This window comes from Kribbella sp. NPDC051137, assembly GCF_040682535.1.
Lineage (GTDB): Bacteria > Actinomycetota > Actinomycetes > Propionibacteriales > Kribbellaceae > Kribbella > Kribbella karoonensis.
In genome coordinates, this window is the sequence record NZ_JBFBBI010000003.1 from 749,869 (window position 1) to 773,691 (window position 23,823).

24 protein-coding genes are annotated in these 23,823 nt (G+C 69.0%); 20 read left to right on the plus strand and 4 right to left on the minus strand.

Features of this window, described 5'->3' with window-relative positions; all coding sequences use genetic code 11:
• Positions 1-21: 21 nt before the first annotated feature.
• A complete protein-coding gene (locus AB0M51_RS18670; RefSeq protein ID WP_344194497.1) occupies positions 22-1,215 on the minus strand; it encodes an MFS transporter in 1,194 nt (397 codons plus the stop codon).
• 65 nt (positions 1,216-1,280) lie between these two features.
• Between AB0M51_RS18670 and AB0M51_RS18675 the strand changes: the two genes are divergently transcribed.
• Positions 1,281-2,009 (plus strand): helix-turn-helix transcriptional regulator, encoded by a 729-nt coding sequence (locus AB0M51_RS18675; RefSeq protein ID WP_344194499.1) that lies wholly within the window; start codon positions 1,281-1,283, stop codon positions 2,007-2,009.
• On the opposite strand, the gene AB0M51_RS18680 is transcribed toward AB0M51_RS18675, so the two are convergent.
• Positions 2,004-2,726: a hypothetical protein gene (locus AB0M51_RS18680; protein ID WP_344194501.1), complete on the minus strand. Its 723-nt coding sequence runs from the start codon at positions 2,724-2,726 to the stop codon at positions 2,004-2,006. The genes AB0M51_RS18675 and AB0M51_RS18680 overlap by 6 nt on opposite strands.
• A gap of 91 nt (positions 2,727-2,817) precedes the next feature.
• Entirely contained in the window at positions 2,818-3,537 is a 720-nt protein-coding gene (locus AB0M51_RS18685; RefSeq protein WP_344194503.1) for a hypothetical protein, read from the minus strand.
• 299 nt (positions 3,538-3,836) lie between these two features.
• Between AB0M51_RS18685 and AB0M51_RS18690 the strand changes: the two genes are divergently transcribed.
• From AB0M51_RS18690 to AB0M51_RS18700, 3 genes are read left to right on the plus strand one after another with little or no spacing between them, the layout of a single operon-like run.
• On the plus strand, positions 3,837-5,126 hold the full coding sequence (locus AB0M51_RS18690) for an extracellular solute-binding protein (RefSeq protein WP_344194505.1): 1,290 nt from the start codon (positions 3,837-3,839) through the stop codon (positions 5,124-5,126).
• Positions 5,123-6,049 (plus strand): sugar ABC transporter permease, encoded by a 927-nt coding sequence (locus AB0M51_RS18695; protein ID WP_344194507.1) that lies wholly within the window; start codon positions 5,123-5,125, stop codon positions 6,047-6,049. Before AB0M51_RS18690 ends, AB0M51_RS18695 begins: the two co-directional genes overlap by 4 nt.
• The gene (locus tag AB0M51_RS18700) at positions 6,046-6,867 is read left to right on the plus strand and encodes a carbohydrate ABC transporter permease (RefSeq protein ID WP_344194509.1); all 822 of its coding nucleotides are present in this window, start codon (positions 6,046-6,048) and stop codon (positions 6,865-6,867) included. Before AB0M51_RS18695 ends, AB0M51_RS18700 begins: the two co-directional genes overlap by 4 nt.
• 121 nt (positions 6,868-6,988) lie before the next feature.
• On the opposite strand, the gene AB0M51_RS18705 is transcribed toward AB0M51_RS18700, so the two are convergent.
• Positions 6,989-8,392: a family 43 glycosylhydrolase gene (locus AB0M51_RS18705; protein ID WP_344194511.1), complete on the minus strand. Its 1,404-nt coding sequence runs from the start codon at positions 8,390-8,392 to the stop codon at positions 6,989-6,991.
• A gap of 121 nt (positions 8,393-8,513) precedes the next feature.
• Here AB0M51_RS18705 and AB0M51_RS18710 point away from each other — a divergent pair, with 121 nt between their 5' ends.
• The 16 genes from AB0M51_RS18710 to AB0M51_RS18785 all read left to right on the plus strand — a co-directional run bounded on the left by AB0M51_RS18710 (position 8,514) and on the right by AB0M51_RS18785 (position 23,525).
• The gene (locus AB0M51_RS18710; RefSeq protein WP_363749668.1) at positions 8,514-8,729 is read left to right on the plus strand and encodes a hypothetical protein; all 216 of its coding nucleotides are present in this window, start codon (positions 8,514-8,516) and stop codon (positions 8,727-8,729) included.
• Positions 8,730-9,030: 301 nt separating this feature from the next.
• Positions 9,031-9,264, plus strand: a complete 234-nt coding sequence (locus AB0M51_RS18715) for a hypothetical protein (protein ID WP_344194515.1) — start codon at positions 9,031-9,033, stop codon at positions 9,262-9,264.
• A gap of 143 nt (positions 9,265-9,407) precedes the next feature.
• Positions 9,408-10,742 carry an FGGY-family carbohydrate kinase gene (locus AB0M51_RS18720; RefSeq protein ID WP_363749669.1) on the plus strand — a complete coding sequence of 445 codons (1,335 nt, stop codon included), beginning with the start codon at positions 9,408-9,410 and terminating at the stop codon, positions 10,740-10,742.
• Entirely contained in the window at positions 10,739-11,356 is a 618-nt protein-coding gene (locus tag AB0M51_RS18725) for a histidine phosphatase family protein (protein WP_344194519.1), read from the plus strand. Before AB0M51_RS18720 ends, AB0M51_RS18725 begins: the two co-directional genes overlap by 4 nt.
• Positions 11,353-12,153, plus strand: coding sequence for a DeoR/GlpR family DNA-binding transcription regulator (locus tag AB0M51_RS18730; RefSeq protein WP_344194521.1), 801 nt, complete (start codon positions 11,353-11,355; stop codon positions 12,151-12,153). Before AB0M51_RS18725 ends, AB0M51_RS18730 begins: the two co-directional genes overlap by 4 nt.
• Before the next feature lie 12 nt (positions 12,154-12,165).
• A complete protein-coding gene (locus AB0M51_RS18735) occupies positions 12,166-13,626 on the plus strand; it encodes an FGGY-family carbohydrate kinase (RefSeq protein WP_363749670.1) in 1,461 nt (486 codons plus the stop codon).
• Positions 13,623-14,636 carry a 2-hydroxyacid dehydrogenase gene (locus tag AB0M51_RS18740; protein WP_344194525.1) on the plus strand — a complete coding sequence of 338 codons (1,014 nt, stop codon included), beginning with the start codon at positions 13,623-13,625 and terminating at the stop codon, positions 14,634-14,636. Before AB0M51_RS18735 ends, AB0M51_RS18740 begins: the two co-directional genes overlap by 4 nt.
• Positions 14,637-14,691: 55 nt before the next feature.
• Complete coding sequence (locus AB0M51_RS18745) at positions 14,692-15,387, plus strand: MgtC/SapB family protein (protein ID WP_363749671.1); 696 nt, start codon at positions 14,692-14,694, stop codon at positions 15,385-15,387.
• A 75-nt stretch (positions 15,388-15,462) separates the two neighbouring features.
• Positions 15,463-16,398 carry an inositol monophosphatase family protein gene (locus AB0M51_RS18750; RefSeq protein WP_363749672.1) on the plus strand — a complete coding sequence of 312 codons (936 nt, stop codon included), beginning with the start codon at positions 15,463-15,465 and terminating at the stop codon, positions 16,396-16,398.
• Complete coding sequence (locus tag AB0M51_RS18755; RefSeq protein WP_344194531.1) at positions 16,395-17,345, plus strand: sugar ABC transporter permease; 951 nt, start codon at positions 16,395-16,397, stop codon at positions 17,343-17,345. Before AB0M51_RS18750 ends, AB0M51_RS18755 begins: the two co-directional genes overlap by 4 nt.
• Positions 17,342-18,154 (plus strand): carbohydrate ABC transporter permease, encoded by an 813-nt coding sequence (locus AB0M51_RS18760; RefSeq protein WP_363749673.1) that lies wholly within the window; start codon positions 17,342-17,344, stop codon positions 18,152-18,154. Before AB0M51_RS18755 ends, AB0M51_RS18760 begins: the two co-directional genes overlap by 4 nt.
• Positions 18,155-18,156: 2 nt before the next feature.
• A complete protein-coding gene (locus AB0M51_RS18765; protein ID WP_344194535.1) occupies positions 18,157-19,473 on the plus strand; it encodes an ABC transporter substrate-binding protein in 1,317 nt (438 codons plus the stop codon).
• A complete protein-coding gene (locus AB0M51_RS18770) occupies positions 19,470-20,144 on the plus strand; it encodes a glycerophosphodiester phosphodiesterase family protein (protein ID WP_363749674.1) in 675 nt (224 codons plus the stop codon). The genes AB0M51_RS18765 and AB0M51_RS18770 overlap by 4 nt, the downstream gene beginning before the upstream one ends.
• A gap of 102 nt (positions 20,145-20,246) precedes the next feature.
• Positions 20,247-21,437, plus strand: a complete 1,191-nt coding sequence (locus tag AB0M51_RS18775) for a Gfo/Idh/MocA family oxidoreductase (RefSeq protein ID WP_363749675.1) — start codon at positions 20,247-20,249, stop codon at positions 21,435-21,437.
• A 105-nt stretch (positions 21,438-21,542) separates the two neighbouring features.
• Positions 21,543-21,887 carry a VOC family protein gene (locus AB0M51_RS18780; protein WP_344194541.1) on the plus strand — a complete coding sequence of 115 codons (345 nt, stop codon included), beginning with the start codon at positions 21,543-21,545 and terminating at the stop codon, positions 21,885-21,887.
• 63 nt (positions 21,888-21,950) lie between these two features.
• Positions 21,951-23,525 carry a phosphodiester glycosidase family protein gene (locus AB0M51_RS18785; RefSeq protein ID WP_363749676.1) on the plus strand — a complete coding sequence of 525 codons (1,575 nt, stop codon included), beginning with the start codon at positions 21,951-21,953 and terminating at the stop codon, positions 23,523-23,525.
• The last annotated feature ends 298 nt before the right edge of the window (positions 23,526-23,823 follow it).

A 23,823-nucleotide genomic window follows, 5' to 3' on the forward strand; every position in this document is an offset into this window, starting at 1 on the left:
CCAGTCCGTACGCCAGAAGTTCTACCGAATCCGCTCCACGATCTTCCGTACCATCTGGCCCGTCGACTGAGGCCCCGGCACGGTCAGCCAGGTGATGCCCAGGGCAACCGCCCACAGGCCGCCTCCCAGCCAGCCCAGCACGTGCAGCCCGCTGACGAAGCTGGGCGCGTGGCCGACCACACCGCCGTACACCCCGATGCCAAGGGCCCCCACGGCCTGCCGGCTGGTGTTGTTGACTCCACTGGCGAAGCCCGCGCGGTCTGCTGGCAGTGCGGCGATGGCTGCATGCACCACGGCAGCCGTCAGGAACCCCATACCGATGCCTAGGCCCAATTGGACGGGTATGACGGCCGCGTAACTGCTGTGGTCGTTCACCTGGAGCAGACAGAGCGACCCGGCGACACCTAACGCCAGTCCTATGGTCATAGGGAGCCGTGGGCCGAAGCGGGCGGTGATACGGCCGGAGATCGGTCCGAGTACTGCTAGCGGGAGGAAGAGTGGGATGAGTTCCAGGCCGGCCCGGAACGCCTTCTGGGAAAGGTGCTCCTGCAGGTAGAGCGTCAGCACCAGCACCGTGCCGAGGCCGACGAAGTTCATCAGCCCGGCGACCACATTGGCGCCGACGAAGTCCTTACCGATCCGCAGCCTCGACGTACGGCGTTCCTGGTGAGGCTGCCGCTGCGGTATCAGCCGCCACGCCAGTGGGAGCCCGACCGCGATGATCGGCAGGTTGATCAGGAACACGGCCCGCCAGCCAAGCCCGGCTACCAGAGCACCGCCGAGCAGAGGGCCGGAGGGCAGCGCCAGGGCGCCGGCGCCTGACCAGATACCGACAGCGCGTGCTCTTGCGGCGCTGTCGACGTACAGGTCTGTTATGACGGCAAGCGTGCCCGGCAGCAGCAGTGCCGCGCCTACGCCCTGTACTGCTCGGGCAGCGACCAGGAACTCGATACTTGGCGCCAGACCGCACGCGAGCGAGGCCCCGCCGAACACAGCGAGCCCTGTGAGTACGACGCGTCTGTGGCCGACCCGGTCGCCCAACGCTCCGCAAGGGAGCAGTAGGCCGGCCAGGGCGATCATGTACGCCGCTACCACCCACTGTTGCCCCGCCAGACTGGTGACGAGGTCGACACGGATCGTCGGCAGTGCCACGTTGACGACGGTCACGTCCAGCTGAATCAGGAAGATACCGACGCACAGCAGTGCAAGGAGCATGCTTCCCAAGTTCCCATCTCAACGCTTCGGGCGCGGTCGAAATGTGCCGGTGTCAGCATGGAGGCATGGACGGAGACGCGGATGTAGCACGTGTGGCAGCCCTGATGGCCGAGCCCGCACGCGCGAAGGTCCTGATGGCGCTGGCTGACGGCAGAGCACTCCCTGCCTCGCTATTGGCGTCAGAAGCGGGCGTGTCGCCGCAAACGGTCAGCGCGCACCTCCACAAGCTCCTGGACGGCGGTCTGGTCACAGTGGAGCGTTCCGGCCGCCACAGGTACTACGGCCTCGCCGGACCCGAGGTAGCCGCGGCCGTAGAAGCCCTGGCCCGCCTGGCCAAGCCCCAACCGATCACGTCTCTCCGCCAGAGCACCCGAGCCGCAGCCCTCCGAGAAGCCCGCACCTGCTACGACCACCTGGCCGGAAGGCTCGGCGTTGCACTTCTCGAAGGCCTGGTACGCCGAGGTGCCCTGATCCGCACCGACGGAGGCCAAGGCACCGAACGCCGCCCCACCGACCCCCTGGCCCAACAACTCCCCGACGGCCCGTACGCCCTGGGCCCCAACGCCACGGAGGTCTTCGCCGAGCTAGGAGTAGACGTAACGGCGCAGCCCACCCGCCGCCCGCTGCTGAGGTTCTGCGTCGACTGGAGCGAACAACGCCACCACCTAGCAGGCCAACTGGGCGCCGCCACCACCCAAGCCCTCTTGACCCGCAACTGGCTGCACCGCCGCCCCAACCAACGCGCTGTCGACCTCTCCGACGCCGGCCGCCGGGCGCTGGCGGCGGTCTTATGACGCAGAGAGCGGGCTGTCGCGGCGCTCGACGCTCTTCGTGGCGTGGTCCAGGACGTCCTGCAGTGCGCCCTTGTCCTGCGGGAGCCCGGTCGAACTCATCTCCACTGCGCAGTTGCCGCTGTCGTCGGCAACCCACCGGACGATGACGTACCGCAGAACGCCCTCCGGTGACTGGTCCGGCGGCGGCACGTACGTGTAGGAGATCGTCGCGTAGTCGGTGTCCACTTCGTGCGACAGCAGGTTGAGCATCTGGTCGGCCGAGAGACGGTTCAGTTCCGCGATCCGGACCTGCATCGACACTGCCGGCGGTCGCTTGATCGTGAAGCCGCCCTCGATCCGGATCCACCGCTTGCCGGTCGGATCGGTGAACCGCCCGGTCTTCGGTGGGTACGGCTGCGTCAGCCCCCAGCCGTCCGGCACCCGCAGAGTGATCCGGGACTTGACCACGCCCTTCACGGAGAACGTCTGGCTCCGGTAGCTGAGGTCCCCCGCCTCCAGCGCCGGCGAGTCGTCGTACGTCACCTTGCGCGGCGTCGGGGCCGTGGTCGGCGTGGGCGACGTACTCACGGAACTCCTCGGCAACGGCGCCGCCGTACCCGCCAAGCTCGGCTCAGCGGTGAGGAACAGGCCGGCCCCGTATCCGCCTGCCCCACCCGCCGCGGCAAGGCCCAGCAACCCGGCGCCCAGCATCGTGCGCCTGGTGACAGTCCTCGCCATGCCCCCACCTCCCCAGATCTCCCTAAGAGAAGACACCTGAGCACCCTCTCAGGTTGCACCGGGGAGGTAACAATTCCGTGAAAGACAGCTCCTAATCGTTCTCGCTGACCGAGGCGGAGGCCTTCTGGAGGATCTCCTTGAGGGCCGGGGCGTCTTCGGGGATGCCGGTGATGCTCATCGAGATGTCGGCGAGCTCGCCGCTGATCGCGATGAAGCGGACGATGACGTAGCGCAGGGTGTCGCCGGGGATGAACGTGTAGATCAGCGTGCCGACCGCCCGGGAGCGGCCGTCGTCGCCGGTGATCACGTCGTTGCTCTGCTCGACGATCCGGACGTCGTTCTCCGGGGCTTGGCTCTTCCGCAGGTCGATGATCAGCTGGGCGATCGCGTCCTTCGGCGTCTGGGTGGCCGGCTCGAGCGCCTGGACGCGCACCCCGTGTTGCCTGTCCTTGTCCACGAACTTGACCTCGTCCGTCCGCTTCGGGTCCCGGGTCAGCCCCCAACCCTGCGGTATGTCGATGGACAGCTGGACGGGCTGCTGCTCCTTCGGATGTACGGTGAACGTGCGGTTGGCGTAGTCGAGGCCGGGCTGCAGCGGGTCGGCGTTGTTGGGGACCGGGGTCTTCACCGGGAGGGAGGGCTCGGTCGGAGTCGGTGTCGGGGTGGGGGAGGGGGACACCGTGCCGAGCGGACCGGCGGTGCCGGAGGCGGTGGGGCCGGGGGTGTTCCAGCGGTCGCCGGCGTAGTAGCCGCCGCCGACGCCGAGGGCCAAGGCCAGCAACAGCAGGCCGACCAGGAGGACTCGTCTCACGCGGGCACCGGTCCACGAGTGGGCGTCACGGACTCGCCGGACCGCGGCACGACGCGCGTCGTACCGGCCGGATGCGGGAAGGCGGTCGCGGGCACGGGGTCATCTTCTCAGGCGACCGAGGCACGGGCCCAAAACCCCGGCGGCCGGCCCGGAGTCGTTTTCACACCGGTATCGACTGAATCCTTTCAACGAGGCCTTGACACCCTCCCGGGCCGTACGTACCGTCCCGGTGACAAAAGTAACACGATCCTGCGGTTACTTCACATCCCTGGCCGGTATCTCGGCGCTCAGGAGGAACCATGGCACTCGATCGGTCCGTCAGCCGTAGGCGGCTCCTGCAGTTCGCCGGCGGGGCTACCGTCGCGACCGCGCTCGGCGGCGCGCTGGCGGCGTGCGGCGGGAGCAGCGGCGGTACGTCGTCCGGCGGCACGCTGAAGGTGATCGGCGTCGGCGACCAGGAGCCGGGCCTGCGCAAGGTGCTCGGTTCGTACAAGGCGGCGCACTCGGGCTTCGACTTCAACCTCTCGTTCGCGCCGGCGGACCAGGTGCAGACCGCGCTCCGTACGCAGCTCGCCGGCGGCAACGCGCCCGACGTACACGTGGTCTATCCGGGCAGCGGCAGTGCGATGTCGATGGTCCAGCTGAGCAAGGCCGGGCTGCTCGCGGACCTCAGCGGCCAGTCGTGGACGCAGAAGGTGCCGGCCGGGTTCAAGGGTGCGTTCCAGAACGACGGCAAGACGTACATCTTCTCGCCCGGGTCGAGCATGCTCGGCGCGATCTACAACAAGAAGGCGTTCGCGACCGCGGGCGTCGAGCCGCCGACCACCTGGTCCGAGCTGCTCGCGGTCTGCGAGAAGCTGAAGCAGAAGGGCATCGTGCCGATCGCCCTCGGCGCGCAGACCCCGTGGATCACGCAGCTGATCCCGTACGCGCTGGTGCCCGGCACGGTCTACGCGAAGACGCCGGACTTCGACGACAAGATGAGCGCGGGCCAGGCGTCGTTCGCGGACTCGGGCTGGGTCGACGCGATGAACAAGTACCTCGAACTGCAGAAGAAGGGGTACTTCAACGACAACCCGAACGGTACGACGTACGAGCAGGCCACCTCGATGGTCGCGACCGGGAAGGCGGCGATGGCGGTCCAGGTGTCCGCCGTACTGTCCGCGTTCCGCGCCGCGGCGACGACACCGGACGACCTGTCGATGTTCCCGTTCCCGTCGACGGATGTTGCCGCCGACAACTGGATCCCGGCCGGCGTGGTGGTCGGCATCGCGGTCAGCGCGAAGAGCAAGAAGGCGGACGAGGCGAAGAGCTTCGTGGAGTACTGCGGCCAGCAGGACAACCTGAACGCCTGGGCCGAGGCCGTCTCCTGCGTCCCGCTGTACGGCGACGCCAAGGTCGACCCCGCCCTCACGTCGTTCCTCCCCCTGCTGAAGGCGAACAAGGCCGTCCCGTTCATGGACCAGCGCTGGCCGAACGCCGAAGTACAACCGACCCATTTCGCCGTGGTCCAACAACTCCTCGGCGGCAAGACCACCGTCCAGGACGCCCTGAAGAAGATGGACGACGCATACAAGAAGGGCGCATGACGGCTTCGGCGGTGCAGGTGCGAGTGGCGGCCAAGCGCACCAGGCGGCGTGGGCGGATTGCGCCGCCGTGGTGGTTTGCGGTGCCGGCTGTGCTTGTGTATGCGCTGGTGGTGTTGTACCCGAGCATTGCCGGGGCGGGATCGGCGTTCACGGACTGGTCGGGCGTGGGGAGCGCCAAGGCATTCGTTGGGATCGCCAACTTCAAGCAGCTGGTGCGCGATGATCAGGCGCTGGGGGCGTTGCGGAACACGCTGCTGCTGACAGTGGCGATCGTCGTGGTGCAGAACGGGATCGGGCTGCTGCTCGCGCTCGGTGTGCACACGCGGATCCGGAGCCGGATGGTGCTCCGGCTGGTGTTCTTCGCGCCGGTCGTGGTGAGTCCGGTGATGGTTTCCTTCCTGTGGAAGTTCGTCTACAACCCGGCGCCGGACGCGGGGCTGAACGCCGCGCTCGGGGCGGTCGGACTCGGCGGGTTGCGGCAGGACTGGCTGGGGAATCCGTCGCTCGCGCTCTGGTCGGTCGCGTTCACGGTGATCTGGCAGTGCGCCGGGTACTCGATGGTGATCTTCCTCGCCGGGCTCGAAGGCGTACCGGCCGAGCTGCACGAGTCCGCGATGGTCGACGGTGCCGGCACGGTCGCGCGGTTCCGGCACATCACCTGGCCGCTGCTCGCGCCGGCCGTGACGATCAACGTGATGCTGTCGACGGTCGGCGGGCTGACGTTGTTCACGCAGATCATCGCGATGACGAACGGCGGGCCGGGGTACGCCACCGACACGTTGTCGACCGTGCTGTACAAGCAGGCCTTCGTCTACGGGAAGTTCGGCTACAGCACCGCGGTCGCGCTGGTGCTCGCGATCTTCGTCGCAGCGGTCACGTTCCTGCAGATCGGGTACCTGAGGTCGAGGGAGACGACAGCATGAAGTACCGCCCACGCACGTTCCTGCTCGAGGTCGTGATGATCGTGGTCGCGATCGCGTTCCTGTTCCCGGTGTACGTACTGGTGACGCTGGCCTTCAAGGACCCGCAGCAGATCGCGAACAAGCCCCTCGGACTGCCGTCACCACCGAGCGTCGGCAGCTTCGGCGAGGCGTGGCGCGAGGCGGGACTCGGATCGGCGCTGCTGAACAGCACCCTGATCACGGTCGCGAGCGTCCTACTGCTGATCGCGGCCGGCTCCCTCGCGGCGTACTTCCTCGCCCGTACGGCGACCCGCCTGAGCTACGGGCTCTACATCCTGTTCCTGGTCGGGATCATCCTGCCGTTCCAGCTCGGGATGATCCCGCTGTACAAGCTGGTCGACGACCTCGGCCTGCTCGGGACGTACCAGGGGATGATCCTCTTCTACACCGGGATCCAGTTGCCGTTCACGGTGTTCCTCTACACCGGCTTCATCCGCTCGCTGCCGGCCGACTACACGAACGCAGCACTCATCGACGGTGCGTCACATCTGCAGGCCTTCATGCATGTGATCTTCCCGCTGCTTCGACCGATCACCGGCACGGTCCTGATCCTGAACGCGGTCCAGATCTGGAACGACTTCTTCACCCCGCTGCTGTACCTGGGCGGCTCCGGCCGCGAGACCGTTCCGGTCCGGGTGTTTGCCTTCGTCAACCAGTACACGTCGAACTACGGCCTGGTCGCGGCGGGCCTGATCCTGGCCGCGCTCCCGATCCTGCTGTTGTTCCTGATCCTGCAGCGGTACGTCATCCGCGGCTTCGCCTCCGGCCTCAAGGGCTGACCGATGTAACGCGGACCCTCCCGGTCCCGATAGACGAGCAGGTGCGCCGTGGCGTCGATGGAGCACACTGGGAGGGCTCCGTCGACGCCGTACGGCGCACCTCGAGCGTCCAGGGCATGTCTCAGTAGACCTCGATGCGGTCCAGGCTGATGACCGCGCTCGTCGAGGACGGGTTCTTGTCGCCGGTGACGCGGACGCGGACCGTGTGCGGACCGGAGGGCAGCGTGGGGCTGATGTACATCAGCTGTTCGCCGACCCGGATCGAGCTGTAGTAGTCGACGCGCTGCTCCGGACCGCCGTCGACCGAGATCGCGGCGATGCCGTTGCCGGTGTCGGCGACGCTCAGCAGCGCGACGCGGGTGCCGGTGAAGCTGATCGTGGCGGTCGCGTTCGGCTCCCAGCTCCAGTGGTCGTTGCCCCAGAAGCACTGGTTGCCGCAGCCCGACCCGGAGCTCCAGGCGCCGGTGTAGGCAACGGCGGCGTCGGTGTCGTTGATCCAGTAGTTCGACGAGCCCGGGTCACCCGACGGCAGGTTCTGCGTCGCGCCGGCGGCCAGCGGGCGGCCGAGGTTCGGCGTACCGTCCGCGTTCCAGGTGATCTTCTGGATCCGCGTGGTGCGGAATGAATACGTATACACGCTGGTGTTCTTGCCGTGGTACGCGATCCAGTCCTCGGTGCCGTCCGGTGACTTGAAGAATGAGTGGTGCCCGGGTCCCCAGACGCCGGTGTCGTCGTTGCGGGAGAAGATCGGGCCGGCGTGCTGCACCCAGTTCGACGCGACCATCGGGTCGGCGCCGTTCGCGATGCTCTTCATCCACAGTTGGTAGTCCGGCTTGCCGGTGTCGCACGTCGAGTAGGTCAGGAACGTGCGCGTCGCGCCGTACAGCGGGGTGGGGCCCTCGCGCACCTCGCTGCACCCGCCGTCGGCCGGGATCGCGACCCGGTTGCCGGTGGACGTCCACGGGTTGCTCATCCGGACGATGTACAGCTGCGCCGGGCCGCCCTGGCCGCGGCCCGGGCCGGTCCAGACGAAGTACTGCTGCCCGTTGATCGTGAACGGTTCGCCGTCGATCGCGTACTCGCCGAAGTCGGCGATCTTCGCCTTGAAGCTGTACGGCCCGAGCGGGTCGTCGCCGGCCGACTCGAGGACGTACATCCGGTGGTTGGCGTCCACGCCGTCGGAGGCCGTGTAGTAGATGTACCAGCGGCCGCCGACGTGCCGGAACGCCGGCGCCCACATCTGCGTGTTCCGGCTGGGGTCGGAGTCCCGCCAGACGACCTGTTCGGGCTGGACGAGCAGCGTCGCGGCGCTGGTGGACGACCAGATCCCGATCCGGTCGCCGCGGGTGGTCGCGACGTAGTACTTCCCGTTGTAGAACATCATCGACGGATCGGCCGACGGGTTCACCGGGTTCCGGAACGTCTGCGACGTCACTGCTTTCTCCTGGATCTCGGCGGCCGGTGCGGTCGGCGCGAGTACGCCGAGCAGTAGTACGGCGGCTGCGGCAACACGGAGCAGTCTCATGGGCATGCACCTCTCGAAACCTGGGGGCGGACCGGTCTCGCTTTCGGTTGTACCGGCTACTTCCAACGTTGTAAACCTTTTGCACAGGAACCGCGGTCCAGGAGCCGGCGTCGTACCGCACATGAAGCTCAAGGTGCGGGTCGTGCACTACCGGCACGACTGCTGGTACGCCGACATCGACGACGCCGAGGACCGGCAGCCGGACGACCCGTTCTGGTACGCCGACTGCCGCACGCAGGCCGAGGCGATCATCCTCGCCTGCTCGCAACTCGCCACCCTCACCACGGCCACCACCACCCCGTGCCGCCTGAGCGAGACCCCTGCCCAAGTCGCCTAGCCTGGCCCCGGCCCAGCTGGACCAGCGGCGTCGGCGCTGTGGATAACTTCAGTAGGCTGTGGATATGTGGGTGATTGCTGTGGACAACGACAATGCAAGCTGTGGATTGTTGGTGCGGATGCACGTGCAGTCCGGCTGGTGAGAGAGCGGTTGTCGCGGGGGTGTTTCGGTGGTGGGATGAGGCCGTGCGCCGGATGAAACTTTACGAAGATTTGTGCGTGACATCCGGTGCGTCGGATCGTTGATCCGTCAGGTATGGATCGACGGCAGCGGATCGCTGTTCACTCGAAGGGACCCGCTCGTGCACAAGTTCAACTCACCGCCTGACTGGCCCGAGCCGCCGACTGACGAATGGCGTCCGCCGGTCGGCTGGCAACCTGACCCGGCCTGGCCGGCGGCCCCGAAGGGCTGGCGGTTCTGGCTGAGTCGCAGCGGGCGGCGCAGCAGTGGGCCGATCGGTGCCTACGGCGCCGTGGATGCCGGCCGCCTCGAGCTCGCCACCGTCGATCCGGGCCTGCTGCTGATGCATTCCTGATCGACCGCAAGGACCTTCGGCTCCCGTGCGCCTCGGCGTCCGGGAGCCGACTTGTGTCCGCCTTCGGCCAGGGGCTGGCGTACTCTTATCGCGATCTGGTGTTATGTTACCAGCGCAGATAACACTCACCCTGGAGGCGGTACGTGGGCTGGATCGGGCTCGACCTCGGCACGCAAAGTGTGCGGGCCGTGCTGGCCGACGCCAAGGGGCAGGTGCTGTCCCGGGCGGCGCGACCGCTGACCAGTCACCGCGACGGCGTCCGGCACGAGCAGGATCCGCAGGAGTGGTTGACCGCCGTCGACGCGGTTCTCGCCGAGGTCGGCACCCGTGGCGTCGACGGTATCGCCATCTGCTCCACCTCCGGCACCTTCCTGCTCACCGACCGCTCCGGCCGAGCGGTCACCCCGGCCCTGATGTACGACGACGCCCGCGCGGCCGCCCGCCGCGAGCAGATCGTCGACGCGGACCCCGACCGCTGGGCGATCAGCATGCAGCCGACCTGGGCGCTGCCGAAGATCCTCGACCTGGACCTCACCGACCGCCGCGTCGCCCACAGCGCCGACTTCGTCGCGGCCCATCTCGTCGGCGGTCCGGTCGCGACCGACACGAGCCACGCCCTCAAGAGCGGCTACGACCTGGTCGCCGAGTCCTGGCCGACGGCCGCGTTCGGCAAGCTCGGCCTGCCGCTCGAAGCCTTCCCCGAGGTTGTTCGCCCCGGCTCCGAACTCGGCCGCACGCCCGACGGCATCCCGGTCTTCGCGGGGATGACCGACGGCTGCGCCGCCCAGATCGCCGCCGGCGCGCTCGCCCCCGGCGCCTGGAACTCGGTCCTCGGTACGACGCTGGTCCTCAAAGGTGTCAGCGTCGACCTGATCAGCGACCCGACCGGCGCGGTCTACAGCCATCGGCACCCGGATGGCGGCTGGCTTCCCGGCGGTGCCTCCAGCTCCGGCGCCGGCGTACTCACCGAACTCCTGCCCGGCGCCGACCTCGACGCCCTGGATCACGCGGCCTACCCCGTTGATGCCGTCACCTACCCGCTCACCAAGACCGGCGAGCGGTTCCCGTTCGTGGCGCCGCAGGCGGAGCGGTTCACGCTGGGCCGCACGCCTGACGAGCTGCATACGTATTCAGCGGTGCTGCAGGGGGTCGCGTTCGTCGAGCGGCTCGCGTTCGAGCACCTGGAGAGGCTTGGCGCGGACCCGGTCCGGTCGGTCTCGCTGACAGGCGGCGCGACCCGCAGCGGGTACTGGAACCAGTTGCGCGCCGACGTTCTCGGCGTACCGGTAGAACTTCCGGCCGTTCCGGATCCGGCGTACGGGATGGCTGTGCTCGCGGCGTCCGGCGGCCACGACCTTGCCGGTACGGCGCGACGGATGGTGCGGGTGGACCGGGTACTCGAGCCGCGCGGGGAACGACTCGACGATCTGTACGGCGACTTCGTCGCGGAGCTCGACCGCCGGGGGTACCGGGGATGAGAACGACGATCGTGCTGGCCCGCCACGGGCGGACCGAATGGCACCACGGCAACCGGTACACCGGCTCGACCGACCTCCCGATCGACGAGGTCGGCGGCCGGCAGGCGCAGCTGCTCAAGGAGTGGGCGCTCGACTATGCACCGGACGCGTTGTGGTGTTCGCCGATGCTCCGGGCCCGGCAGACCATCGCGCCGTTGGCCGAGGCGCTGCACCTCGAGCCGACGCTCGACGCCCGGCTGCGTGAGGTCGACTTCGGTTCCGCCGAGGGCAAGATGCTCGGCGAGCTGCCGCCCGCGGTCGGCAAGGCGTTCGAGCTCGACCCTGTGCGCGACCACTTCCCCGGCGGCGAGGATCCGGTCGCGGCGGCCGACCGGGTGCACGAGGTCTTCGACGAGATCGGGCGCCGGCACCAGGGGCAGAAGGTGTTCGCGGTCGCGCACAACACGCTGATCCGGCTGCTCGTCTGCAGGGTGCTGGGGCTGCGGCTGAACGACTACCGCAGACTGCTACCTGCGCTCGGTCCCGCGGCGTTGGTGCGTTTCCGGTGGCAGGACGGCACAGTGGGTCTCGAGGCGTACAACGTTCCTCCTCTACGTTTGGAGACCCTGGCATGACATCGGATGTCGACGGCGACACCGCCGAACTCAGCCGTCCCGCGCGCCGCCAGGCCGAGATCGCGGCGTACGTCGTGAAGCACGGCTCGGTGTCGGCGAACGATCTGGTCGAGGCGTTCGGCGTGAGCGTGATGACCGTGCATCGCGACCTGGACGAGCTCGAGCGGCAGGGCGTGGTCCGCAAGTACCGCGGCGGCGTCAGCGCGCAGCCGACGAGCGTCTTCGAGAGCAACGTGGCGTACCGGCTGAACACCGCACACGCCGAGAAGCTCGCGATCGCCCGGCACGCGCGGACGATGATCGAGCCGGGGATGTCGGTGATGCTCGACGACTCGACCAGTGCGCTGGCGCTGGTGGACCTGTTCGAGGACATCACGCCGTTGACCGTGGCAACGAACTTCCTGCCCGCGATCACCAAGCTGGCGCAGCTCCGCGACATCACGCTGCTGGCGCTCGGCGGGATCTACTCCGCAACCCACGACTCGTTCGGCGGGATGCCGTGCGCGGAGGCGGTCGAGGCGCTGCACACCGATCTGCTGTTCTGCTCGGTCTCCGCGGTGTCGCCGACGCACGCGTTCCACCAGGAGGAGGAGATCGTCCTGGTGAAGCGGGCGATGCTGCGCTCGGCGAAGACCAAGGTGCTGATGGTCGACCACGGCAAGCTGCAACGCACCGCGCTGCACCGGCTCGCCCCGCTGGCCGACTTCGACATCGTGATCGTCGACGAGAAGACCCCGAAGGACCTGATCGACGCACTGCGCGACCACGGCGCGACCGTGGAGGTCGCCGAACTCTAGGAGGGGGAGTGCATGGACGTCGGCGTCGACGTAGGCACCACCGTTACGAAGGCCGTCGCGTTCGACGACGCCGGCCGCCCGCTCGCCGTGGCCTCGCGACCGACCACGCTCGTGCACCGCGGTACCGGGCGATTCGAGCACGAGACCGCCGAGGTAGTTGCTTCGGTCAACGAGGTGGTCCGCGAGCTCGCGGCCTCCGTCGGTACGCGGCCCGGCGTACTGGCGATCACCGCACAAGGTGACGGCCTGTGGCTGGTCGACGCCGAAGGTGGGCCCGTGCGCCCGGCGATCTCCTGGCTGGACGCGCGGAGCAGCCCGATCCTCGAGCGGTGGACCGTGGACGGAGTGGCGGAACACGTGTTCCGACGTTCCGGAAACCGGATGTTCCCGGGGGCTTCCGGGCCGTTGCTCGCGGCGGTGCTTGCCGAAGAGCCGGAGGTGCTCGAGGCGGCAGGGACGGCGGCGTACTGCAAGGACGTGGTGATGCAGGCGCTGACGGGAGTGCGGGCGACGGATGTCTCCGACGCGTCGGCACCCTTCCTCGACCCCAGGACCGGGCAGTACGACGACGAGGCGCTGGCAGCCACGGGGCTCAGCTGCGTACGGAATCTGCTCGCGCCGGTGGAAGCAGCGGGACCAACCGGTGAGCTGCGCGACGACACGAGTGGCATGGCCGCGGGCACGCGGGTATCTGCCGGCCCGTACGATCTGCCGGCGGCGGCCGCGGGGGCCGGTGTGACCGAGGTAGGCGATGCGCTGCTGACCGTCGGTACGACGTTAGCCTGCCAGGTCGTCACCCGGGATCTTCCCGTCGACGACGAGCCGGCCGGCCTGTTCCTCGGCACCTGGACGCCAGGTGTCTGGCTGCGCGCGATGCCGGCAATGGTCGGTACGGCGGCACTCGACCGGGTGCTCGCACTCGTTGGCGCGACCACCGATCAACTGCCGGCACTGCTCGCGGACAGCCGGCCCGGCGCCGCCGGCGTGACCGTACTGCCCTACCTGTCGGAGGCCGGCGAACGCGCCCCGTTCGTCGACACCCGAGCCCGCGGCACGATCGACGGCGTCTCGCTCTCGACGACGACGGCCGACCTGGTCCGCGCCACCTGCGAGGGCATCGCGTACGCAGCCCGGCACTGCCTCGAAGCGGCGGGCTGGACGGGCCGGGTCACGGTGTGCGGCGGTGGGGCCCGGAGCAGCGAATGGACGCAGATCCTCGCCGACGTGCTGAACGCACCCCTGCACACCGCCGAGGCCGAACAGGTCGCCGCCCGCGGCGCGGTGATCTGCGCCCGCCGCGCGACCGACCCGGACAGCGCAGGCCCGGAATGGATCGCCGAGACCCGCCAGGTCGACCCGGATCCGGCCCGCGTCGCGTTCTACGCCGAGGGCTACGCCCACTACCTCCGCCGGATCGAGGCGGCCCGCCCGCGCTGGTCCGACCCCGCACCAACGTTCACAGGAGATCGATGAGAACCGTCAAGACGCTGCTCGCCGGCGACCACTTCGTCCGCAACGACCTGCTCGCCGCCGCGTTGCGGACGATCCCGGACGTCGCGTTCGACTTCCGGGAGGTCACGCTGCCCTGGCCGCTGACGCCGTACGGACGGGTGGCCGAGGTAGACGAGGCGAGTGACGCGGAGGACGAGCTGATCGAGGCCCTGGCCGGTGTCGAGCTCGCCGTCACACAGATGGGACCGTTCACCGAACGCGTGCTGGACGCCGCGCCGGACCTCCGGTACCTGGTCGTCTGCCGTGGCGGGCCGGTGAACGTGAACGTCGCCGCCGCCGCGCACCGGGGGATCGCCGTGGCGTCCACGCCCGGCCGCAACGCGGTCGCGGCCGCCGAACACGCGGTCGCGTTGACGATGGGTGCCCTGCGCAACCTTCCGCGGTTGCAACGAACCCTGGAGCAGGGCGAGTGGCGCTCCGACCTCTACGCGTACGACGAGTGCGGCGGCGAGCTCGACGGCTCGACGGTCGGCCTGATCGGGTACGGCGCGATCGGCCGGCGGGTCGCCCGCGTGATGCTCGCCTTCGGCGCCCACGTCCTGGTGTCGGACCCGTACGTCGAGCAGGCGCCGGACGGCATCGAACTCGTCGGACTCGACGAACTGCTGCGCCGATCCGACGTGGTCAGCCTGCACGCACGCCTCACCGACCAGACCCGCGGCATGATCGGCGCCGAACAACTTGCGGCGATGCGGCGCGGCGCCGTACTGGTGAACACGGCACGCGGCGGTCTGCTCGACTACGACGCGACCGTGGACGCGCTGGAGTCGGGGCAGTTGGGCGCCGCGGCGTTCGACGTGTTCCCCGCCGAACCGGTGCCGGCGGGGGCGCGGCTGCTGACCGCGCCGAACGTCGTGATGACGCCGCACCTGGCCGGCGCGACCCGGCAGACCGCCCAGCGCGCCGGATCGATCGCCGCCGCGGCGGTCGCGGCTTTCCTCGAAGGAAAGGACCCTGCGGGACTGTGCTGATGCGACGCCTCCGGCGCCGCGAGTGCGCGGGTAAGGCGGGCACAGGGCGCGGATCATGAAACTTGCTACCTCGAGTACCTGGACCGAACTACTTCTGCTGCTGATCGCGTTCGTGCTGTCGATGGTGATCGGCATCGAGCGCCAGGTGCGGCAGAAGAGCGCCGGGATGCGGACTCACACGCTGGTCGGCACCGGCGCCGCGCTGTTCACCTTGGTGTCCGGCTTCGGGTTCAACGCCGTGCTCGGCACCGAGGTGAACCTCGACCCGTCCCGGATCGCGGCGCAGATCGTCTCCGGTGTCGGCTTCCTCGGCGCGGGCGTGATCTTCATGCGCCGGGACGTGGTCCGCGGGCTGACCACGGCGGCGACGATCTGGATGACCGCCGCGATCGGAATGGCCTGCGGCGCGGGAATGCCGGTCCTCGCAGGGGCCGCGACCGTGCTGCACCTGGTCGCGGTCGGCCCGTTCGCGCGGCTCGGGCGGTTCCTGCCGTCGCCGGACCGGCGGCGCGTCGTGACGGTGCGGTACGAGGACGGTTCCGGCGTACTGCGGTCGATCCTGGGAACCGCGACGTCGATGGGGTTCCAGGCGTCGGTGCTCGGCACCGAGGTCCATCGCGACGGCGGGCGTCCGCAGATCCGGGCGGCGATGCGGTTCTCCGGGCGGGTCCCGTTGCAGGATCTGGTGCTGGCGTTGAACGATCTGGACGGCGTGACCGGCGTACGGCTGCGGAACGACGACGATGATTGATCACGATGTGATTTCGCTGTGAAAATCACAGACTTTCTCTATACCTAACCATCATTCGGTGATAATTTCACCGGCATGTCCACCGCTGCGAACCCCGTTGACCTCCGCGAACTGGCCGTCAGGCTGGCGATCGCGGCCGGGGAGGAACTGCTCGCCCGGCAGCGCGGGGTGTCGATCGACGCGGCCGGTGTCGAGACCAAGAGCTCCGCGAGCGACCCGGTCAGCGCGGCCGACCGCGCCTCCGAGAAGCTGATCGTCGACGGCATCGGCGCGGCTCGGCCGGGTGACGGAATCCTCGGCGAGGAAGGGACTTCGCGGCCGTCGGCGACCGGCCTGACCTGGGTGATCGACCCGCTCGACGGCACCGTCAACTACCTGTACGGCCGCGCCGACTGGAGCATCTCGATCGCCGTCGAGGACGCCGACGGCGCAATCGCCGGCGCCGTCCACCAACCCCGCACCGGCACCACCTGGTCCGCAACCCGCTCCACCGGCGCCTACCGCTCCGACCCACCGGCCGACCCGGCCGACCCGGCCGACCCGGTGAACCCGGTGAACCCGGTGAACCCGGTGAACCCGGTGAACCTGGCCGACCTGAGCGTCGAGGTGAGCGCCGAGGCGGCCGGCCGAGCCCGTCGCGAGTCGGCGCCGGGCGCGCGGCGTCTTGGTCCGCCGCGGGAGCGGTTGTTGGAGACGGCCTTGGTCAGCACGGGTTTCTCCTATCTTCCCGAGCGCCGCGCCGAGCAGGCCGCCGTACTGCAGGACGTGTTGCCGGCCGTGCGTGACATCCGCCGCGGCGGATCCGCCGCCCTCGACCTGTGCTCGGTCGCCGACGGTACGGCGGACGCGTACTACGAGCACGTCATCCAACCCTGGGACGTCGCCGCCGGCGCGCTGATCGCCCGCGAGGCCGGTGCCACCGTCGTACGGGCGTTCCCCCAAGGCATCCTGGCCGCCGTACCGTCGGTGGCCGAACCGTTGCTGGAGCTACTCAACAGGAGGTCGGTGTGACGGTAGTGGACCTGCCGGCCCGCGCTCATCCGGACGAACAAGCGGTTGCCGGCAGCAATGATCAGCTGAAACGCCGGCGGCGCCGCGAGTACGGTCTGTTCGCGTTGCTGGTGGCACCGAACCTGCTGGTGATCGCGGTGTTCGCGTACTGGCCGATCATCTACAACGCGTTCCTCAGCCTGACCGACTGGAACATGATCGCGGCCCGCCCGAAGTTCGTCGGACTGGTGAACTACGGCCGGACCCTGACCGATCCCGCGTTCCACAAGACGCTCTGGGTGACGCTGCTGTTCACCGGCCTGATCGTGGCCGGCAGCCTGGTGATCGGGCTCGCGCTGGCGTTCCTGTTCAACCTGCCGCTGAAGGGACGCGGCGCGGTCCGGACGATCGCGTTCGCCCCGCACATCCTGTCCGGCGCTGCGGTCGCGACCATCTGGGCGTTCATCTTCGACCCCGGGTACGGCCTGATGCGGGCGCTGGTCGAACCGCTCGGCGGCGAGCCGCCGGACTGGCTGAACAACTCCGACTGGGCGCTGCCCGGCCTGGTCATCGTGTACCTGTGGAAGAACGTCGGGTTCGCCGCGCTGATCTACCTCGCCGGGCTGCAGGGCTTGCCGAAGGAGCTCGACGAAGCCGCCGCGATCGACGGCGCCTCGACCTGGACCCGGTTCCGGTCGATCAAGCTCCCGTTGCTTGCCCCGATCACCTTCTTCCTGCTGATCACCACGGTGATCGGCACGTTCCAGGCGTTCGACGTGATCGCCGTACTGACCGGCGGTGGCCCTGGTGACGCCACCACCACGCTCAGCTGGTCGATCTACAACGAAGGCTTCCAGGCGTTCAACGCGGGCCGCGCGGCGACGCTGTCGATCATCATGTTCGTCATCCTGCTGCTGGTCACCGCCGTGCAGGCCCGGGTGATGGAGAGGCGGGTGCACTACCGATGAAGGCACGCGCGATCCAGTACGTCGTACTGGTCGGTGTGGCGGCCGTGTTCCTGGGACCGCTGTACTGGTTGCTGTCCACGGCGTTCAAGGACCCGGCCCAGATCTACCAGTGGCCGCCGGCCTGGTGGCCGCACCTGACCTGGGAGAACTTCAGCCTGGCGTGGAAGGCCGCGCCGTTCGACCGGTTCTTCCTGAACTCCACGATCATCACGGTCGTCGGTACGGCGCTGAAGGTGGTGAACGCCGTACTGACCGCGTACGCCTTCGCCTACCTGCGGTTCCCGGGCAAGAAGTTCCTGTTCTTCGCGGTGCTCGGCGCGATGATGGTGCCGGGCCACGTGACGCTGCTGCCGAACTACCTGACGGTCGCGTCGCTCGGCTGGATCAACACGTACGCCGGCCTGATCATCCCGGGTATCGGGTCCGCGTTCGCGACCTTCCTGATGCGCCAGCACTTCCTGACGTTGCCCACCGAGGTGACGGACGCGGCTGCGGTCGACGGTGCGGGACATCTGCGCACGTTGTGGCGAGTGGTGCTGCCGATGTCGCAGCCGATGCTCATCACGGTCGTGGTGATCACCGCCGTCGAGGAGTGGAACAACTTCGTCTGGCCGCTGATCGTCACGAACACCGCGTCGATGCGGACGCTGCCCGTCGGGCTCCTGATCCTCAAGGACGAGGAGGGCCTGGCGGCCTGGGGCACGATCATGGCCGGCACCCTGCTGGTGCTCGCGCCGATGCTGGTGATCTTCCTGATCGCCCAGCGGTACATCGTCGGCGGGATCACCGCGGGAGCTCTGAAGGGATGAGCATGAGGCGCAGGATGTTCTTGGGGCTCGCGGCCGGTACGACGCTCGCGGGCTGCGGGTACCGCTCGGTGGACGCGATCTACTCGCAGCCGGCCGGTAAAGTGCCGGCGCAGTACGCCAACCGCACCCGGGTCGTGTTCTGGTCGCCGTACGGCGGCGCGAACGGCAAGGCGGTCGACAAACTCGTTGCCAAGTTCAACGATGCGCAGGACGACGTGTTCGTCGAGGTGCAGTTCCAGGGCAGCTACGACGACGTCGCGCAGAAGGTCGCGGCCGCCCTGGTCGCGAAGCAGGCGCCGGACGTCGCCGTACTGTCGGACGTCACGTGGGAACGGTTCTTCCTGAACGACGCGCTCGAGCCGCTGAACGGGTACTTCGACGACGGTTTCGGCCCGGGTGTCTACCAGGAGAAGCTGTTCGGCGAGTACGTCGTCAAGGGTAAGAGCTGGGCGGTGCCGTTCGCCCGCAGTACGCCGATCCTCTACTACAACCGGGACGCGTTCGAGAAGGCCGGACTGCCGGACCGGGCGCCGCGGACCTGGAGCGAGCTGCGGTCGTGGGTGCCGTCGCTGGCCAAGGTGCAGTCCGGCGGGCGGTCGATGCGGACGATCGCGTTCGCGAAGATCGACGGCGACTGGCAGTTCCAGGGGAACGTGTGGCAGTTCGGCGGTGCGTACTCGCACGGGCTGGATGTGACCATCGACCAGGCCGGGGCGGTCGCGGCCGGCGAGTGGCAGCGGTCGATGGTGCACGACCTCGGGGCGGCGTACATGGCGAGCAGCCCGAGTACGGACTTCGCGAACGGGCTGGTCGGCGTGATCCAGGAGTCGACCGGCGGCATGAAGACCATCACCAGCAAGGCGAAGTTCAAGGTCGGCGCCGGGTTCATCCCGTCCGAGGTGGCGTCCGGGCTGGCCACCGGCGGCGGCGGGATCGGGATGCTGCGGAACATCTCCGACGAGCGCAAGCAGGCGGCGGCGACGTTCCTGCGGTTCCTCGCCCGGCCGGAGAACTCGGCGTGGTGGACCACGCAGACCGGGTACCTGCCGGTGGTGAACAAGGCGCGCGAGGACCCCGAGCTGAAGAAGCTGATCGGCGAGCAGCCGAACTACGGAGTGGCGATCGCGCAACTGCAGAACGCCCGGCAGCAGGACGCGATCCGGCTGTACGGGCGGAACGCGAACGTGCAGATCTACACCGGGCTGCAGCAGATCTACGCGGACAACGCGAAACCGCAACAGGTGTTCGGCTCGGTCGCGAAGCGGCTGAACGCGATCGGCGACGAGGTCAGACGGCAATACGAGGAGAAGGTGCTGTGATCATCACCGGCCACCGGGGCGCGCTCGGGACCGAACCCGAGAACACGCTGCGATCGTTCCGCCGGGCGGTCGCGGACGGCTGCGACGAGATCGAGCTCGACCTGCGGGTGAGTGCGGACGGCGAGCTCGTCATCATGCACGACGCGACCGTCGACCGGACGACGTCCGGGTCGGGGGAGGTTTCTTCGCTGACGCTCGCCGAGTTGCGGGCGCTGGACGCGGGCGACGGCGAGCGGATCCCCACGTGGGCGGAGACGGTCGCTGCCGTCGACGTACGGATCCAGGCCGAGGTGAAGGCGGAGGCCGCCGTACCGTTGCTCGCCCAGTCGTTGAAGTCGGATCCGGCGCTGGCGGCGCGGACCATCGTCACGTCGTTCGACCCGGAGATCCTGGTCGCGGTCCGGGAGCTGTTCCCCGAGGTGGAGACCGGTCACATCTTCGGTCGCACGCCTCCGGTGGCCGAGGTGATCACCCGGACCCGGGCCGCCGGCGCCACCTGGTCGATGTGCGGCATCGCCGACCTCACCGCTGCCGGTGTCGCGGAGCTGAAGGCCGCCGGCCTGAAGGTCACCGCCTGGCCGGTCCCCGACGCCTCAGCGCTGTCCACCGCCACCGCCCTCGGCGTCGACGGCATCACCACCGACAACCCCCACCTGCTCCACACAACCTGACCCCGGACTCCCTGCCGCCGCACGCGGCGTTAGACAGGTCACACATTCCAACGTCTGAATTTGTTCTTCCGTGGAACATAAATGTGTGATTGCCTATTCCGCATGGGAATCAGCATCGGTGTGGTCGGAGCGGGCCAGTTCGCCCCCTCGTTCCTGCGGTTGTGGTCGGCGCACCCGGACGTGTCCGAGGTGCGGCTGACCGACGTCATCCCGGAACGGACAGCGGAGATGGCCGCCAAGCAGGGCATCAAGGTGACGCACGCGTCGTTCGAGGAGATGCTCGAGTCGGACGTCGACGCGGTCGCGATCTTCACGCAGCGCTGGCTGCACGGGGAGATGGCGATCAAGGCGCTCGAGGCCGGGAAGCACGTGTACTCCACGGTCCCGATGGCGATCGAGGCCGACCAGATCGCCCGGATCATCGAGCTGGTGAAGGAGACCGGCCTCACCTACATGATGGGTGAGACCAGCTTCTACTACCCGTCCTCGGTGTACTGCCGGCAGAAGCTCGCCGACGGCGCGTTCGGCCGGGTGTTCTACTCCGAGGGCGACTACGTCCACGACATGGACCTCGGGTTCTACGCCGCGTACCAGTACTCCGGCGGCGAGGACTGGAAGAAGACCGCGTCGTTCCCGCCGCTGCTCTACCCGACGCATGCCGTCGGCAACGTTCTGTCGGTGACCGGTCAGCACGCCACCCACGTGTCGGCGATCGGCGTCAAGGACGACCGCGGCGACGGCGTCTTCGACAAGGACGTCAGCCAGTTCGACAACGACTTCTCGAACGCGACCGCACTGTTCAAGCTCGCCGACGGCGGCATCATGCGCACCAACGAGATGCGCCGCGTCGGGTACCCGTCGCACATCCGTGAGTCCCGGCTGCGCGTGTTCGGCACCGAGGGCAGCTTCGAGCAGCTCGCCACCACGACGGTCTGGCAGAACAAGCAAGGCGTCGAGGACGTCAGCCACCTGATGGAGACGAAGCCGACCGGCGACGACGCCGACCTGGCGAACGTCGACCCGGCGCTGCGGGACGCGTTCCGCTCCGGACTCTCCCCGGTGCACGACCGCTCCCGGCTGCCGAAGGAGTTCGACGGCCTGCACAACGGCCACGAGGGCTCGCACCACTTCCTCGCCGACGACTTCGTCCGCGCGGTCGCCGACAAGACCCTGCCGCCGATCAACGCCTGGGTCTCCGCCCGCTACACCCTGCCCGGGATCTTCGCGCACCAGTCCGCCCTGCAGGGCGGCGTACAGCTGGAGATCCCGGACCACGGCGACGCCCCTGAGTGACATAGCGACAGGACATGGTCCAGCCCGCGAGGATCCGCCGCGCGTAAGCACCCGGCGGATCCGCCGAGCAAGAGGACCATCTCCTGTCGTTCGGTACGGTGGACCATGGCTCTCGACCTCTTCGCCGGAATTTCCGTCCGTGACTACGAGACCGCCGTTGCCTGGTACGAGAAGCTGTTGGGCGCGCCGCCGAGTTTCCTGCCGAACGACGTCGAGGCGGTGTGGGAGCTCGGCGATCACCAGTACCTGTACATCGAGGTCGTCCCGGAGCATGCCGGGCATGCGCAGCACACGCTGTTCGTCGAGGACTTCGACGGGACGTTGAAGGGGATCGCCGAGCGCGGGATCGAGCCGGACGTGCGCGAGACCTACGAGAACGGCGTACGGCATGCGACCTTCCACGACCCGGACGGGAACGAGGTCTCGTACGGCGGCGCGCCGTTGGAGTGATGTTCAGGTAGGAGACGCTCGGGTCGGGTTGCGGCGTACCCGGGGTGAACGTAGGAACGTCCTATGACCCTGCGACGCCTGGGCCTGTCCGCCCTCTGCCTCTCCCTGACCCTCGGTGGTACGACCGCGATCGCCACCCCGCCGACCGCCCGGCTCCCGCTCGGGCCGGCGAACCTGACCGAGACCCGCGACACCCGCACCCTGCAACCGGGCGTCACGCTCACGACCATCGTCCGCGGCCACGCCGACAGCAGCGCCGGCTGGACGGTCGAGATCGCGATCCCGTCCTCCTCGCCCGACCCGGACACGCCGGCCGCCGCGCTCTCCGACCAGGCCGGCGCCGACAAGGCCGCCGCCAAGCTCCGTGCGGCCGGACTGGACCCGCGCGTCGAGGACGTGCCGACGCCGAAGCTCGCCGACGCCGGCGGGAACAGCCTCGGGTACCGCGTCCGCGTCGGCCTGTTCGGGACCAAGGCCGAGGCCGACGCGCTGCGCGCCAAGGTGATCGCGGCCGGTCTGAACGGCTCCAGCCTGTACACCGGCTGGGACGGCGAACCCGACGACATCGCAGCCTCGACCGGCCCGTGGCACGTGCAGGTACTGACGATCGACCCGAAGACGTTCCGCGGCACGCTCGACGCGACGTACGGCCCGGACATCGAGCGGCGCGAGACCACCAGCGAGCTCGCGACCCTGGCCGGGGAAACCGCCGCGGTGAACGCAGGCTTCTTCGTCCTCGACCCCAAGTCCGGCGCACCCGGCGACCCGGCCGGCCTCGGCGTGTACGACGGCCGCCTGCTCAGCGAACCCACCAACGGCCGCCCGGCCCTCGTCCTCGGCCCGAGCGGTACGTCGGTCGGCCGCTTCACCTGGCGCGGCTCCGTCGGCAAGCTCCCGCTCGACGGGCTGAACCGGTACCCGGGCCTGATCCGCAACTGCGGCGGTACGGCGGACGACCTGCCGACGTCGAAGCCGATGCACGACACGACGTGTACCGATCCGGACGAGCTGATCGCCTTCGACCCGTCGTACGGCGCTGCGACCCCGACCGGTCCCGGTGCCGAGGTGGTGCTGGATCGCCGCGGCATCGTCACCGAGATCCGGTCCGCCCGCGGCGGCACGATCCCCGCCGGCGGCCGTGCCGTCCAGGCGACCGGCAACCTCGTCGCCCCGCTGCTGGCCACCGCCCGTCTCGGCGAGCCGCTCCCGATCCGCGCGACCCTGCTCGACGACCGCGGGCGACCGGTCCCGCTGACCCGCCGTACGACGATCGTGAACGGCGGCCCCGAACTCGTCCGCGACGGCCGCGTCAACGTGACCGCCGCCGCCGACGGCATGGTCCAGGCGACGCCGAGCTTCTACTACGGCTGGGTCCACAAGCGAAACCCGCGCACCATCGCCGGCGTCGACGACCACGGCCGCACCGTCCTGATCACCGCCGACGGCCGCAACGTCAACAGCCTCGGCCTCTCGATCTCCGAGGCCGCCGCGGTCGCCAAGTCCTTCCACCTCACCCAAGCCATCAACCTGGACGGCGGCGGCTCCACCACCATGGTCGCCAACGGCACCGTCCTCAACACCCCCTCCGACACCACCGGCGAACGCCCCGTCGGCGACGCCCTCGTCATCACCAAGTAGTTGTTGTCCGGGTGGGAGCGCACGTACGTGCAGAGGTGGCAAGCCCCCGCGTGCTCCGCAGCCGCTAGCTTCGTCGCTCCGCTCCTCAGACGCGCCTGCTCCGCGCGCTCCCACCCGCCCCGGGCTGGCGCCCGGCTCTTGCGAGCTGCCGCTCGCGGATGACTGCATAAGCGGAGGCAATGCGTAGGCTGCGCTTGCGTGGAAGCGCAGCGGGCGGTAACGGGTCAACGCTGACGTGATACGTCGCGCCGCCTCGCGCGATGCGAAGGCGCCACCCCGGCACCCCGGTACCACTCAC

Bases quoted from the DNA above. Each gene is read 5' to 3' on its own strand.
- AB0M51_RS18705 (WP_344194511.1), bottom strand. From the start codon at position 8,392: ATGAGACTGCTCCGTGTTGCCGCAGCCGCCGTACTACTGCTCGGCGTA.
- AB0M51_RS18765 (WP_344194535.1), top strand. From the start codon at position 18,157: ATGAGGCGCAGGATGTTCTTGGGGCTCGCGGCCGGTACGACGCTCGCG.
- AB0M51_RS18730 (WP_344194521.1), top strand. From the start codon at position 11,353: ATGACATCGGATGTCGACGGCGACACCGCCGAACTCAGCCGTCCCGCG.
- AB0M51_RS18785 (WP_363749676.1), top strand. From the start codon at position 21,951: ATGACCCTGCGACGCCTGGGCCTGTCCGCCCTCTGCCTCTCCCTGACC.
- AB0M51_RS18775 (WP_363749675.1), top strand. From the start codon at position 20,247: ATGGGAATCAGCATCGGTGTGGTCGGAGCGGGCCAGTTCGCCCCCTCG.
- AB0M51_RS18740 (WP_344194525.1), top strand. From the start codon at position 13,623: ATGAGAACCGTCAAGACGCTGCTCGCCGGCGACCACTTCGTCCGCAAC.
- AB0M51_RS18670 (WP_344194497.1), bottom strand. From the start codon at position 1,215: ATGCTCCTTGCACTGCTGTGCGTCGGTATCTTCCTGATTCAGCTGGAC.
- AB0M51_RS18710 (WP_363749668.1), top strand. From the start codon at position 8,514: ATGAAGCTCAAGGTGCGGGTCGTGCACTACCGGCACGACTGCTGGTAC.
- AB0M51_RS18745 (WP_363749671.1), top strand. From the start codon at position 14,692: ATGAAACTTGCTACCTCGAGTACCTGGACCGAACTACTTCTGCTGCTG.
- AB0M51_RS18690 (WP_344194505.1), top strand. From the start codon at position 3,837: ATGGCACTCGATCGGTCCGTCAGCCGTAGGCGGCTCCTGCAGTTCGCC.
- AB0M51_RS18735 (WP_363749670.1), top strand. From the start codon at position 12,166: ATGGACGTCGGCGTCGACGTAGGCACCACCGTTACGAAGGCCGTCGCG.
- AB0M51_RS18780 (WP_344194541.1), top strand. From the start codon at position 21,543: ATGGCTCTCGACCTCTTCGCCGGAATTTCCGTCCGTGACTACGAGACC.
- AB0M51_RS18700 (WP_344194509.1), top strand. From the start codon at position 6,046: ATGAAGTACCGCCCACGCACGTTCCTGCTCGAGGTCGTGATGATCGTG.
- AB0M51_RS18675 (WP_344194499.1), top strand. From the start codon at position 1,281: ATGGACGGAGACGCGGATGTAGCACGTGTGGCAGCCCTGATGGCCGAG.
- AB0M51_RS18750 (WP_363749672.1), top strand. From the start codon at position 15,463: ATGTCCACCGCTGCGAACCCCGTTGACCTCCGCGAACTGGCCGTCAGG.
- AB0M51_RS18680 (WP_344194501.1), bottom strand. From the start codon at position 2,726: ATGGCGAGGACTGTCACCAGGCGCACGATGCTGGGCGCCGGGTTGCTG.
- AB0M51_RS18695 (WP_344194507.1), top strand. From the start codon at position 5,123: ATGACGGCTTCGGCGGTGCAGGTGCGAGTGGCGGCCAAGCGCACCAGG.
- AB0M51_RS18725 (WP_344194519.1), top strand. From the start codon at position 10,739: ATGAGAACGACGATCGTGCTGGCCCGCCACGGGCGGACCGAATGGCAC.
- AB0M51_RS18760 (WP_363749673.1), top strand. From the start codon at position 17,342: ATGAAGGCACGCGCGATCCAGTACGTCGTACTGGTCGGTGTGGCGGCC.